This is a genomic window from Enterovibrio sp. QJM3NY_24, assembly GCF_057786035.1.
The window spans coordinates 1,105,107-1,119,501 of sequence record NZ_CM173520.1 but is presented as its reverse complement, the minus strand read 5'-3'; the positions used below and the strand labels follow the sequence as shown (position 1 = coordinate 1,119,501).

At 47.6% G+C, this 14,395-nt stretch carries 9 protein-coding genes; 5 read left to right on the top strand and 4 right to left on the bottom strand.

The genetic code is table 11. The annotated features are described in order from the left end of the window. Positions 1 to 157: 157 nt before the first annotated feature. Together AC3CIC_RS21160 and AC3CIC_RS21155 are read right to left on the bottom strand one after the other, a co-directional pair. On the bottom strand, positions 158 to 1,465 hold the full coding sequence (locus AC3CIC_RS21160) for a sigma-54-dependent transcriptional regulator (protein WP_488516124.1): 1,308 nt from the start codon (positions 1,463 to 1,465) through the stop codon (positions 158 to 160). Further along, on the bottom strand, positions 1,462 to 3,270 hold the full coding sequence (locus AC3CIC_RS21155; protein ID WP_488516123.1) for a sensor histidine kinase: 1,809 nt from the start codon (positions 3,268 to 3,270) through the stop codon (positions 1,462 to 1,464). The genes AC3CIC_RS21160 and AC3CIC_RS21155 overlap by 4 nt, the downstream gene beginning before the upstream one ends. Positions 3,271 to 3,425: 155 nt before the next feature. On the opposite strand from AC3CIC_RS21155, the gene pdxH reads away from it, so the two are divergent. After that, entirely contained in the window at positions 3,426 to 4,064 is a 639-nt protein-coding gene (pdxH, locus tag AC3CIC_RS21150; protein WP_488516122.1) for a pyridoxamine 5'-phosphate oxidase, read from the top strand. 102 nt (positions 4,065 to 4,166) lie between these two features. On the opposite strand, the gene AC3CIC_RS21145 is transcribed toward pdxH, so the two are convergent. Then, positions 4,167 to 4,874: a helix-turn-helix transcriptional regulator gene (locus AC3CIC_RS21145; RefSeq protein ID WP_488516121.1), complete on the bottom strand. Its 708-nt coding sequence runs from the start codon at positions 4,872 to 4,874 to the stop codon at positions 4,167 to 4,169. Between the two features lie 485 nt (positions 4,875 to 5,359). After that, positions 5,360 to 7,198 carry an SUMF1/EgtB/PvdO family nonheme iron enzyme gene (locus AC3CIC_RS21140; protein WP_488516120.1) on the bottom strand — a complete coding sequence of 613 codons (1,839 nt, stop codon included), beginning with the start codon at positions 7,196 to 7,198 and terminating at the stop codon, positions 5,360 to 5,362. Positions 7,199 to 7,859: 661 nt separating this feature from the next. Between AC3CIC_RS21140 and AC3CIC_RS21135 the strand changes: the two genes are divergently transcribed. From AC3CIC_RS21135 to putP, 4 genes are all read left to right on the top strand, one after another. Then, a complete protein-coding gene (locus AC3CIC_RS21135; protein ID WP_016959908.1) occupies positions 7,860 to 8,633 on the top strand; it encodes an AraC family transcriptional regulator in 774 nt (257 codons plus the stop codon). 203 nt (positions 8,634 to 8,836) lie between these two features. Then, positions 8,837 to 11,944: a bifunctional proline dehydrogenase/L-glutamate gamma-semialdehyde dehydrogenase PutA gene (gene putA / locus AC3CIC_RS21130; protein ID WP_488516119.1), complete on the top strand. Its 3,108-nt coding sequence runs from the start codon at positions 8,837 to 8,839 to the stop codon at positions 11,942 to 11,944. A 23-nt stretch (positions 11,945 to 11,967) separates the two neighbouring features. Further along, on the top strand, positions 11,968 to 12,678 hold the full coding sequence (locus tag AC3CIC_RS21125) for a delta 1-pyrroline-5-carboxylate dehydrogenase (protein ID WP_488516118.1): 711 nt from the start codon (positions 11,968 to 11,970) through the stop codon (positions 12,676 to 12,678). 54 nt (positions 12,679 to 12,732) lie between these two features. Then, positions 12,733 to 14,229 carry a sodium/proline symporter PutP gene (gene putP, locus AC3CIC_RS21120; RefSeq protein WP_488516117.1) on the top strand — a complete coding sequence of 499 codons (1,497 nt, stop codon included), beginning with the start codon at positions 12,733 to 12,735 and terminating at the stop codon, positions 14,227 to 14,229. The last annotated feature ends 166 nt before the right edge of the window (positions 14,230 to 14,395 follow it).

Here is a 14,395-nt window from a genome sequence, read left to right as displayed (position 1 = left end):
AAACTTACTATGTAAGAGTAGTTTATCTATTAGATTCTCACTAATTTGAATCAGTCTACCGACTGTGACTCGTCTCAATACTCTTATGAATGAGAATATTGGAATCAATGTTGATCACAGTAAAAATGCGGGATGTAGAGGAATTGAAGGGTTGAACTCAACCCTTAAAGTTTTCTTTGTCTAGATGATGTTTTTTGAGTTTTTCGTACAGCGTTTTTCGCGCAAGTCCAAGCTCTGTTTGCACTTCTTTGAGCATGCCGTTGTGTCGATTGAGAGAATCAAAAAGTATCGCCCTTTCAAATTTTTGCATTCTCTCGCCCAGTGAGTCGTGTTCTTTTTCATGTTCGCTGCGGCTATCGTTTTCTAGTGATTGCTCACCCATCAATACCCAACGCTCTGCAAAGGTTCTGAGTTCGCGTACATTGCCATTCCAACGGTGGTTCATGATCATGGTTTTGTGTTCTAGATCTAAATTCGGTGGGGCAATACCGAAACGCGATGCGGTGGTACGGAAAAAATTCTGGCAGAGCGTAATAATATCATCTCCTCGCTCTCTCAATGGTGGGAAGTGCAAAGTGGTCATGGATATAGAATCGAATAGAGGGGGAGAAAACATGTTTTGCTTTGTGCTATTAAGCAGATCAACCCTTGTTGATGCGATAATTCGAGGTCGAGATGACGAAGATAGTAAGGCGCTTATTTTGTCTTGCACGCTTGGCGTTAGTGCTTCGATACCATCGATAAACAAGGTGCCTTTTCCTGCCGCGGCAATTTTACTGTTTTTGTAGGTGGGTAAAGTAGTGAATGCGCTCTGCTCTGTGCCAAACAATTCGATTTCCATCAAGGCTTCGGGTATTTGTCGGCATTTGAACGAGATGAAAGGTTCATCTTGTCGATTGCCATGGTCGTGAATAAAACGCGCAGCAAGCTCTTTTCCGGTGCCTCTTTCGCCTTGTAACAACGCATCCCCTGATTGGTCTTTTAAATGGAATATTGAACGCCGAAGTTGTTTTATCAACTCGCAGTTACCAAGAATACGCGGACCGGGTGCGCTTTGAGTTTCGAGTTCTCGTTTTAACTCGCGGTTTTCCATCACCAGGCGGCGTTTTTCGATACCACGGCGCAGCACATCTAGCAGGTGATCCGTTGAAAAAGGCTTTTCGAGGAAGTCATAAGCACCCTTTCGCATGGCGGAAACGGCAGTAGAGATATCACCATGCCCCGTTAACATGACAACCGACAGTTCTGGATCGACGGACTGCGCTTTAGTTAGAAAGCTCATGCCATCCATGATAGGCATGTTGATGTCAGACACTATGACGCCTTCGAAGGAATTGTTGAGTTGGCTCAATGCCTCGGTGGCAGAGGAAAAGGTGCGCGATTGGAACCCTTCAATTTCCAAGGTTTGACTCAATGCTTCTCGGATAGATCGTTCGTCATCGATAATCCATATTTCGTGCGTCATATTGGCGTGTCCCCATCGTAAAGCCGTTGCAGGTTGACAATAAACTCAGCGCCGCCAGAAGTATGGTCTCGCACTTGTAAACTGCCGCCAAATCCTTCGACGATTCGACGACAAATGGTGAGACCTAAGCCCAGTCCTTCTTTTTTGGTGGTATAGAAGGGCGCAAATATCTGCTTCTTCGTGTTGTTATCCATCCCCGGGCCATTGTCCCAAACGTGCAGTGACACGCGATCGAGGTGAGTTTCGACGGTAATGCCAATCTGCGCAGAAGCTGTGCTGGCGACCGATTGGGACGCATTGCTTAGTAGGTTAAGAACCACTTGTTCAAGCTGGACGGTATCGGCATTCACTCGAAGACCTTCTTCTGGCACATTGCATTCGATGTGAATACCATTTTTATTGAAGCTCGCTTCTGAAAGTTGGATAGATGCCATCACCACATCGTCAATAGAGGCTCGAGATTTGCTGCTTTCGTTTTGTTTGCGGGCAAAGATTTTAAATCGCGCCACAATCTCCGCAACGAGCCCTATCAGCTCATTTAACGTGGTTAAATTACCATTGACGGCGTCATAGCGTTCTTTTTGCATCAACTTGAGGCTGTTTTCTGTGTAAGTACGCATGGCTGCCAGTGGTTGGTTGATTTCGTGATTAATGCTGGCGGACATTTCGCCCAGCATGGCAAGCTTAGCGGCTTGAATGAGTTCTGACTCGGTCTGGCGCAACGCTTGTTGTGTCTCCTCGTATTGTTGAATACTCAGACGAAGCGCAGAGTTGGTTTCTTCGAGAGTTGCTGTGCGAGAAGCCACTTTTTGCTCTAGTTCATCATTGAGAATAGCGAGTTTTCTTTGCGTTTTAAGCGTTTGCAGCCAAGCGGTGATCACCAATATCAGCAGCGCATAGAAAGTCGCAAAAAGCAGCGTTGCTTGAATGACCACCGGCCAAATATTGCTAGTAGGAATAAAACCATAGATCCGCCATCCTGCGCTTCCCAGGTCGGTGCTTGAGAGCAAAACACTTTCTCTGTCTTGGGCCATAATGCCTAAAGACAGGTCTGACAAAGGCTTGGTTTCTTCTATGTCTTGATAGTCAGTTAGGTTACTGAGCGCCGAGTCGCCGTAGCGACGCGATGCGCGAATTGCTTTTTTTTGATTCTCAGTGAGTATCGACAAGGATTGATAGAGCCATTCGTCACGAGAGCTATAAAACACAACACCTAGAGGGTCCGCGATCAGGTAATCAAACTTTTGTTGATCCCAGATACGATCAATGATTGAGAGATCGACTTTGAGCGTCAGTACGCCAGTGATTGTGACGCCATCCCATATTGGGTATGAAAAGTAATAGCCACGCTTATCTGATACTACGCCCAAAGCGTAGTATCGCCCTTTATTACCTTCAATAGCTTGCTGATAGTAAGGACGATAGTTGTAGTTGTGACCGACAAAGCTTCCTTCTTCTTGATGATTACTTGAGGCGATGGTTAGCCCGTTACGATCCATCACATAGATGACATCGCTATTTAAGCGTGCATTCCAATCAGCCAGTAATTGGTTCGTGTTGGTGAGAAGACGTTTGCTTTTCGGGACTCGCAACATGCGTATCAACCGTGGATCGGCAGAGAGAACAACGGGAATTTCACTGTATCTAGCCAATTCCGCTGCGAGTTTCTCTTGCAACTGATACACATCTGTTTTGATGCCGCTGTCAAAACGCTTTTCGACGGAATAGTAAGTGAGAGCAGCGACGAGAGAAGTCAAAAGCACACCAATGACAGTCACTATTGAAATAAAGAAACGTCGGCGCATAGCATCCCTGATAAATGACGGTTATAAATGGGCGAGTGGACCAGCGTGGCGTTTATGGAACTTACAAACGCGACCAAGACTTAAAGCCATGAAATTCGCTTGAGAAAAGCGTCCAGCCACCTCAAAATGACGAAAACAGAACTCGGAGCACCACAATGGATTTGTATGATATTCGAAGAGAATATAACCAAGGCGGATTGAGACGCAAAGACCTGCCTGAAAACCCTGTTCAATTCTTTGAACATTGGCTCAAACAAGCCATTGAAGCGAAGCTTCCTGACCCTACAGCAATGACGGTTGCCACGGTTGATGAAAACGGTCAGCCTTTTCAACGTATTGTGCTGCTAAAGCATGTGGATGATGGCGGCTTTGTGTTTTATACCAATCTTGGTAGCCGTAAAGCCAAGCAGTTGGCGGATAACGCGCGTATCAGCTTACATTTTCCATGGCACCCGTTGGAGCGTCAGGTACACATTACCGGAACGGCAGAAAAGTTGAGCAAGCTTGAGGTGATGAAGTACTTTCTTGCTCGCCCAAAAGAGAGCCAGCTTGCTGCATGGGCGAGCCGTCAGAGTGAACGCATTACTGCGCGTACCGCACTTGAAAGCAAATACATGGAGCTGAAACAGCAGTTCGAGAAGGGTGAAGTACCGGTACCCACTTTTTGGGGCGGTTTTCGCGTTAAGCCTTCTTCGGTTGAATTTTGGCAAGGCGGTGAGCACCGCCTGCATGACAGGTTTATTTACCAAGAAGAAAGTGAGGGTGATTGGGAGATAGAGCGTCTTGCTCCGTAAGTGCCTTGCCGTTTAGAAACCTATTTTGAAAAAGCAGCGTAAGCTGCTTTTTTGTCACTGTCTCTCTACTTTCCCTTTTATGCTCTCCTATTCAGAAGTGGTTCATTCTGATATCACCAATGCCATTTGCTGCCTCAGCAAGGTGTCAGGAATACAGGACCCAATGCCTAATTCAAGGGCTTTATCGACTAACTCGGTTTTACTCGAAGCGCCCAGTTTGATCCTGAGATTGGCAAAGTGATTTTCGACGGTTTTTACGGATACGCCCAATATCTTGGCAATGGACTGCGGTTTCTTGCCATAAAGGTGAAGAAAAAGCACCTCTGATTCTCGGGGCGTGAGCGGAGGTTGATGACAATGTTCACTCTCCTTCGTCGGTGGGCAGGGTGGCTCATGCCCTATCGCTTTACATATCCATTGCCCAACTTCCAACATCGCGCTGTTATTCACTGCTTGTCCATGAAATAGAATGCCTTTGATCTGTCCGTTATCGCAATACCACGGCACTTTGGTAAAGATATGGGCTCGCCATTGACCGTCCGGATAAGGATGAACGTTAAGGACACGCATGCAGCGCCCTGATTTCATTACCTGTATGTCTTGTTGTTGGAAGATCTTTGCATAAGCAGATAACGGCTGAGACATATCGAAATCTGTTTTTCCGACGAGTGCATCCGGTGATATCGCGCCGACAAGCTCGGAAAATTCTTTGTTAACGTGCACAAACGTAGAGTCGGTGTTTTTACATCCCCAGCAGCCAGGCATTTGTTCGAAGATGGCATTAAGAGGAGGGAGATGAGATATTTTCATAACACGATTAGGTGGATACCTTAACTTGCAGTGTATTGTAAGTGTTTACAATTTTTTGAGACTGTATCATATTTTGGGCGATTTAGGCGAAAAAAAACCGGCTCGTAGGGAGCCGGTAAAGACAAGAGTTTTGCTCATACGAGCATCGTCCTGTTCGACGTGTAGAAGAGACCACCTACTCTCGAGTATCTGGGTAAATGTATCGAGAATAAATGGGTCACCGAGGTAAATTCAGTGATGAAACAGCATCATACTGCAATATGTGCTGTTCAGTTATTACTATACGCAGATGCTAGAAAGTCGGGCAGGGGGGGAATGTACTAGTTTTCGATTTATTGATGAGATTGTTTTTTATTGGGGATGTAGATCCCGGTTTGTATGTCTTGTGTTCTATGCATTTCTTGTGATTTTTATTTACCAAAGAAAAAGCCCGTCACGTGATGTGACGGGCTTTAAAGGGACTGAGTAGGAAAACGGTGGTTAAACTAGATGTTTCTTACCACACGGAACCCTAAATAGTTGGCACTTAAATCAGATTTCAGCTCTAAGCGTTCAGCAACACGAGCACTGCTTGGTGAAAAGCTCCAAGCACCTCCACGAGCAACGGGAGCCTGACTTTCCGCCCATTCCCAAACGTTACCTGCGGTATCGTAAATACCGAAAGGATTGGCAGGAAAACTGGCTACTGGTGACGTACTTTTGTTTGACCAGCTGGTTCCGCTCCAGCCTGTATTGGCATTACCAACACCGATGTCGTTACCCCACCAAAAGTCTGACGCACTACCTGCACGAGCAGCGACTTCCCACTGAACTTCTGAAGGCAATGTATAGTCGAAGCCTGTTTGCTTGCTTAACCATTTTGAATAAGCCAATGCATCGTCTCGGGTAATGCATACCACAGGCGCGTTATCAGCTTGTTCAAAGCCTGGCTTGCGCCAGTTATGGTTCAGTAGTTGTTTCGGTTCGCCGTTCACAAGGGACGTACAACCCTGCCCTTCTTCAGCTTCTGTCACATAACCGGTTGTAGCGACAAACTCACCAAATTGTTTCACTGTTACCGGCGTAGCAGCAATGGAGAAAGGTTGGTCGACAAGCACAGGTTGTTTCGCTTCAAAACCTACGTTGTATTGGTCTGCACCAATAACGACCATTTTGGGTGCTTGACGATTGTTCGAGAGTTTGTCAGCGAATTGCTTTCCCGGTTTAGGACGGTTCTCCTGCTCTCTTAAGCTCGCCCAAACGACAGAATCTTTGTTCATGTACATTTGACGGCTATACGCTTCGAACCCTGGCTTTTCGACAGTCAGCTGGTGCTGGCCTGCTGGAAGCATGATTTCTACCGGAGTAGAACCATAAGTGACGCCATTGATCGTAACGTTATCTTCAAAGCGATTTGAGCGGATTTTTACGTTCACCCAGCGTTTAGCTTGCTGCTTTGGCGAAGCCTTGGCAGAAGTGAATGATTTCTCAACACAATAGCGCTCAGCAAAATCGAGTAGCTTACAGGAAGCATTCTCGTCAGGCTGGCTACGCATTTCAGCTTGCATACGGGTGATATAACGGTTGTTTCCACTAAAGCCGCTATCTACCACGTTACTGTTCATCACATGAATGTTGAACGAGACACGGTTGGCATTGAGCTTGGCGGTAGAAGATTCTGTTACTTTATCTAAGACGTGTGATTGGAAAGTGTTGACCGCTTTTTGCATCGTCAGGGTTTTGCCCTGATTCGAACATGCTGCCAGCGTCATCGACTCGCTACACGTAATGGTATGCACGACTTCGATAGTATCGGCAAACGTCAATTCTTGACGAAGACGTTTCACGCGCGCTTCTTTTTTCGATTCTTGCAAATTGTCGAGTGCGCTTACCAACAGTTGTTTCTGGCGGTTTTCACCTTCAACAATACGTGTTTGTTCAGCGACAACTTGATCATTTTGAAGCGTCGATGTTTGATTTTCTTTTACAGCTTTCCATGCTGATTGATAATCATTTTTATACTGCGTGAGGTCAGTATCCGGATTTTCGATTAGGCGACGGAATTGTTCATCAAGACGCTCTTGCGCCATTGTCCGTCTCTTCTCTAGTTCAATCGCTTTACTTGCTAATGACTCTCGCTCTGCGAGCAAAGCATCCAGTTTATCTCTTTGCGTCTGGAGGTTTTCAGCGTGTAAGCCTATTTCACTTCTTTTATCAGCTAGCTTCTGCTCCAGAGCAACGACCGGATCATTGGTTGCTACATTGGTGTCATTGGCAAGCGATTGACCACTAAGAAGTATCGGCGATAACGCGAATACCAACGCGGTGATGCGATTACTTTTCATATGTCCCTTGCTTATTCTCAGAATTTCAATAGAAAAGCTTTGTCCCAAATAGCTAGATTAACACGTATGTGCTATTTAGCTCGTCCATGTTACTCATTATTTGATGCTTATCGTTATTAATCAATCTCTATCTTTTGATTAATAGCTCAGTAATTTTTACCCTTATTTAGATTAAGCCATAAATAGAGGGTGGTGCTCACTTAATGATGAATAGAATAAGGTAATTATTGACGCATAATTATTATTTGGCGTCATAATTTTGACGTTTCGGAAAATAATGTTAATTCCGCGGGATGCTTAACGTGAATATGAAAAACGAAGGATCTTTTTCATCGGAACGATGATCATGGCTTGATCATGACAAGAAAGTATCGAAAGCATGATCAAGTGATGTATTTACCCCTGAATTCAATTTAAATTCATTTAAGTTGTTGTTTTCAAGCTTATTTATGGTTCCCCCCTCTTTGATCTTTGATTCGTGAACTTGAATACCACTGAGATCTACAGCCAAATTTTGTTGAGATCATGCACAAAATCACAATCCAAATGACATTGCCCGTAGTTTGACCATCTCTTGATCATCTTTCCGTGGCGATTTTACTTCTTGTTTTCAGGGATAGCGTGGCAGAATAGAAGCTGTTAAGTCATCTATCATTATCCTATGGCATCTGAATTGAAGCACTCGCAAGTCATGGCATTACCCAACCATCCGTCGTTGCATGCGCACGACTACCGTCAGGTAGTGATTGGGTTGCAAGGCCAAACAGAGTTTGAGCTTTCGGGGCGCGGCAGTCTTGTCGGGCCGGGTCAAGGTTGCCTGGTGTCTGAGTCCGAGCTTCATGCATTTTCTGGGCGTGGCCACAACGAGATTTTGGTGATCAACTTGCCAGATGCGGTGCTGATGGGTGAGCTGAGCATGAAACAGAAGGTCGATACCTTGTTTCAGCGCGACGCGTATTTTCAACTGGATAGCCAAGCGCAGGTATTAGTGAAAGCGTTGACAGCGGAAATGGTCGCCAATCCCGATGACCTTATATTGGGTAGAGCCTGCGCGGATACCTTACTTTGCGTCATGGAGCGACACTTTCGTGACCAGCTTGCACCGCGCCGTCAGGGTCATCGGCTTAACATGGATATTATCGACCTTTATATCCGTCAACATATCAGCCGTAAGATCAGTGTGGCGCAAATGGCTGGCTCGGTATTTCTGGCAGAAAGTCAGTTCCATCAGCTATTTAAAGCCCAAGTGGGCGTGACACCGCATCAGTACGTGCTGAAAAAACGCTTTGACCTTGCACAAGAACTGCTTTGTACCAGCGAACTCAATCTTACCCAGATATCAGACAGCTGTGGGTTCTCCTCCCAGAGCGGCTTTACCTCTGCATTCTCCCGATACTTTGGCATGTCGCCATCTCGCTTCCGCCAACAACACTGATCTAAATCATTTGATATGAAATAAATTGTTATGCCTTGATAAAGGCAGTGGTTCTCTGTTTGTTAATCATCGGAGTTTTTTGCAATAATGCCGCAGAATTTTGAAAGACTCCTCGTCATATCACCCCTAGAATCGGTCGATAATCTAACATATTAGTAACATTTACCACTGCCTCGTGGTTTCAAGGAGAGAGGAATCTGCTTATGTTGAAAGCGACCGATGTGTTGGTGCCAAGCTATCTTGAGCAACCATCGAAAGATCTGTGGCCGGCTATTTCTGCCCACTACTGCGTGGACGAAAGTACGCTACTTGAATCATTGATTCCGTTGGCAACGCCATCGGCGCAGGAACGCAGTGAAGCAGAAGCACGTGCCACTGAGCTTATTGAGCGGGTGCGTGCAGATAAAAAAGCGGTGCAGATGATTGATGCGCTGCTCCTAGAATACAGTCTGGACACTCGAGAAGGCATTTTGCTGATGTGTTTGGCCGAAGCCTTGATGCGAGTACCGGATAAGAAAACCGCAGATGCATTGATCCGTGACAAGTTAGGCGTGGCGGATTGGAAGGCTCACCTTAAAGGCTCTGACTCGTTATTTGTTAATGCCTCAACGTGGGGTCTGATGTTGACGGGGAAAGTCGTCAATTTGGATGAACGCGAGGAAGGCGGTCCCAGTAAGGTGATAAACCGCTTTGTGAACAAGATGTCTGAGCCTGTGATCCGCCAGGCTATGCATCAAGCAATGAAAGTGATGGGACACCAGTTTGTGCTGGGTCGTAACATCAATGAAGCGCTGGATAATGGCAAGCCACTGCGTCAAAAGGGCTTCTCATACTCTTTTGACATGTTGGGCGAAGCTGCGCTGACCACGCAAGATGCGCAGAAATATCTGAATGACTACATGCAGGCGATTGAAACAGTCGCAAAGCATCTTCAAGTGGGTGGCGCACCGACGCCATCGGTTTCGATTAAACTCTCTGCGCTCCACCCGCGTTATGAAGTGGCCAATGAAGATCGCGTTCTGAGCGAGATGTTTGACACTGTGCTGGGGTTGCTCAAACGAGCACGTGAACTAAATGTTGCGATCACGATTGATGCAGAAGAAGCGGATCGCCTTGAGCTGTCGCTAAAACTGTTCGAAAAGCTGTTCACCCATGAAGACATCAAAGGGTGGGGGCAGTTTGGCCTGGTTGTTCAGGCGTACTCAAAACGTGCTCTCCCTGTCATCGTTTGGCTTGCCGCTCTAGCTCGCGAAAACAACACCAAGATCCCGATGCGCTTGGTCAAAGGGGCGTATTGGGACAGCGAAATTAAGCTGTCACAGCAAAACGGCTTACCGGGCTATCCGGTCTACACACGCAAAGAGGGTACGGATGTTGCGTATCTTGCTTGTGCTCGTTTTCTCCTGTCTAAGCACGTTAGTGGCCTAATTTTCCCGCAATTTGCTAGCCATAACGCCCAAACCGTTGCAGCGATTCATGCCATGGCTTGCCATGATGATTATGAATTCCAGCGTCTTCATGGCATGGGCGATGCGCTTTATGCCCATGCACACGCCATGTTTGGCCAATCTGTCCGTATCTACGCACCTGTAGGCAGTCACAAAGACCTTCTGCCGTATCTCGTTCGTCGCTTGCTCGAAAATGGCGCTAACAGTTCGTTTGTTCACCGTTTGGTCGATGCACGTTGCCCAGTCAGTGACTTGACGTCGCATCCTGTCGACATGCTGGCATCACGCCCAACGCTTCATAACCCACGTATTCCTATGCCAAATGAGATTTTCGGTGAATCGCGAAAAAATTCACAAGGCGTAGCCATCGACATTGAAAGCGAATGGCAAACGTTTGATGCCAGTGTTCAACGCTTCATGGCCACGCAATGGCAGGCAGGCCCTATTATCAACGGCGAACGCTTGTTAGGCGGTGAGCACCACGTGGTCGCGCCTTATGATCATCGCATTGACGTCGGCGTTATTCGTTGGGCGAATGCCCATGATGTTGATACTGCACTTTCTGTTGCTGCTGACAACACAGAAGCTTGGCGTACCTTGCCGACGGCAGAAAGAGGCAAGTACCTACTTCTGCTTGCGGACAAGCTGGAAGAGAACTTGGGCGAGTTGGTCGCGCTTTGTCACCGTGAAGCGGGTAAAACCATTCATGACAGCATTGATGAAGTGCGCGAAGCGGTCGATTTTCTCCGTTACTACCCAGTGCAAGCCGAGCAAGTGATAAGCGATCTGCAAACCTTTACGCGCTTTGATGGCAAGACGGCGATACTTCGTCGTGAAGGCCGAGGTGTTTTTACCTGCATTAGCCCTTGGAACTTTCCGCTAGCCATATTTATCGGTCAAATTTCAGCGGCCTTGGTAACGGGGAATACCGTCGTGGCTAAGCCCGCAGAGCAAACGTCGTTGACTGCGTTCCGCACCATTGAATTACTGCTGGAAACGGGCATACCGAAAGGCGTGATCCACCTGCTTCCGGGCAGTGGCGCTGTGGTAGGTAGTGCATTGACGGGTGATGATCGTATTGCGGGGGTTGCTTTCACGGGCTCAACGCCAACCGCGCAGCGCATTAACCAAACACTGGCTTCTCGTCACGCGCTTCCGGTGCCATTTATCGCAGAGACGGGCGGGCAAAATGCCATGATCGTGGACAGCACTGCATTGCCAGAGCAGGTGACACGAGATGTGATTCGTTCAGCATTTGCTTCTGCAGGGCAGCGTTGTTCCGCCCTTCGTGTGTTGTATGTCCAACAAGACGTCGCTGATCGCGTGATTGGTTTGATTAAGGGCGCGATGGCAGAAATGCGGGTAGGTTTACCTTATCTGCATTCCACCGATGTCGGTCCAGTGATTGACGAATTAGCGCAGCAAAAGCTGCAAAATCACGTTAATGAGCTATTTAAAACCAGCAACTTCATCGCTAAAGCGCCGATGGGCAGTGAAACGCGAATAGGCACTTACATTGCTCCCGTGGCCTTTGAAATCAACAGTATTACGCAGCTGACTCAAGAGCACTTTGGCCCGATTCTCCATGTGGTGCGTTATCACGCTGATCATCTTGATCGTGTGATTGATGACATTAATCATGCAGGATTTGGGTTGACGCTGGGTGTTCACAGCCGCAACGAAAACACCTATCGGCATATTGAATCACGCGCAAAAGTGGGTAACTGCTACATCAACCGTGATCAAGTTGGCGCGGTGGTTGGCGTGCAACCCTTTGGTGGACAAGGCCTATCAGGCACGGGTCCGAAAGCGGGTGGTCCGCACTATCTCTACCGCTTCACCAAAGAGGAGGTTGTGGCATGAGCAAGGTTCAAGGAATACAGAATATGACAGAAACAACGCGCTTGGCGGCACAGAGTCTAGCGGTCTGGGAAGAGTGGAATGGCATGGGTGTGGCAGCTCGTCGAGTGTTACTGACTGCTTGGGCTGACAATGTAGAACAGCGTGGAGATGTTTTTGAAACCGCCGCACAAATGATTCGTTTTCATTTGCAACACGCCGAAGCTTTGTTAGAGCCAGTACACGATATGCCAGGCCCGACAGGGGAAACCAATGAACTGTATACCGCAGGTCGAGGCTTATTCCTGATCACGGGTGACGACAGCTTGTCACTGACTGCACTTGCCGGACAGCTGACGGCAACCTTGGTTGCAGGAAACTGTGCGTTGGTGGCTGTACCTGCTGCATTGCGTCACGACACAGACGCCCTGCTGGCTGACTTGGTCAAAACAAGCGTATCTGACCGACTCGTGCCCACGATCGATTTCAATCACGTTGACAGCGCCTTAGCGGACGCACCTCTTTGTGGGGTGGCCGCCGTGGCCAGTGATGCACTTTTGATTGAAATGAACCGAACCTTGGCTGCCCGAGACGGTGTGTTGGTCCAATTTGTCGCTGAGAACAATGCCGACCTGCTGCCTATCGTGGCCTCGCCAACCTATTTGCTTCGCTTTATTACAGAGCGAACGCGAACCATAAATATCACTGCTGTAGGGGGCAATGCCACCTTGTTAGAACTCGGCAGTGGTGAACATTAAAACCAACAAAAATTGGGCGTCTCATTTTGGCGCCCGCGCATTGAGGGAAATAGAATGATTGAAAACAGCGTTGCAATCAGCGCCACGTTTATCGTGTACTTGGTTCTTATGCTTGGCATTGGCATTTATGCCTACAAACGTACATCCAGCTCGGAAGATTACTTCCTTGGTGGTCGATCGCTGGGCCCTTGGCCTGCGGCTATTTCTGCCGGCGCATCTGACATGAGTGGTTGGTTGCTGCTTGGTTTACCGGGTTATGCTTATGCCGCTGGCATCGAATCCTTGTGGCTGGCGGCGGGTTTGTTAGCAGGCACTTACTTAAACTGGCTGATATGCGCCAAGCGACTTCGCACCTACAGTATTGAAGTTGATAATGCGCTGACCATTCCAGAGTTTTTGTCGCGCCGCTTTGAAGACAAATCCAAGTTACTGCAAACCATTTCCGCGTTCTTCATTTTGCTGTTCTTCCTTTTCTATACCAGCTCTGGTCTGGTTGCTGGTGGCAAGCTGTTTGAAACCGTGTTCGGCCTTGATTACAGTACCGCAGTTGTTGTTGGCACCGTGTGCGTGGTGTCTTACACCTTGTTCGGTGGTTTCTTGGCGGTATCGTGGACCGATCTGGTTCAGGGCTTGTTGATGGCTGCGGCCCTGATGATTGTGCCAATTGCGACCATGGACGGTGCGTTTACTGACCTGCCTGGGGCATTGGAAGCGAAAAATCCAGAATTGCTAACGCTTTGGAATGACATTAACGGTGAGCCGCTGTCTGCGATTGCAATCATCTCTTTGGTTGCGTGGGGGCTGGGTTACTTCGGACAACCACATATTTTGGCGCGTTTTCAGGCTACCCGTACCAACAAAGACATCACGACAGCGCGTCATATCGCAGTGGTTTGGAGTGCCATCTCTATGGTGGGTGCTGTGCTGATCGGTCTTGTGGGAATCTTGTATGTTGACCAACACCTAGGCGGTGAACTGGCTGACGGCGAAACCATTTTCATGTATCTGGTGAATGCGGCATTCCACCCTGTGATCGCCGGTATTCTTTTAGCGGCTATCTTGGCTGCGGTGATGAGTACGGCAGATTCACAATTGTTAGTTTCCTCTTCGGCATTGGCAGAAGACTTCTACAAACAAGTATTCCGTCCGCAAGCATCCACGAAAGAAGTCGTCATGGTGGGTCGTTTCGCCGTGATTGGTCTTTCTGTTGTGGCATTGGCGCTGGCGATGAACCCAGAAAGTTCGGTGCTTGGCTTAGTGTCATACGCGTGGGCAGGATTTGGTGCAGCCTTTGGTCCTGCGCTGCTGTTGAGCTTGTTCTGGAAAGATATGAACCGCAACGGCGCACTCGCTGGAGTTATCGTCGGTGGCGTGACTGTGGTTGTTTGGAAACAAATCTCGGGCGGAATTTTCGATATCTACGAAATCGTACCTGGATTTATTTTTGCTTCTGTTGCCATTATCTCGATAAGCAAAATGACAGGCGGTGCAGCGGATACAGTCATGCAAACATTTGATGATTATGAACAGAGCTTAAAGACACTGCCATAACTCAACATTGAATTGAATTCTTCAAAAAGAATTCATGAAGCAGAAAAGGGGGGATGCGAAAGCATCCCCTTTTTTATTTCAATCATAGGGTTAGTGTGAGTGGATTGATTTACTCATACTTTTCTCATGCCTAGCATGAGTATTGAATTATTAACAGATAACTCAA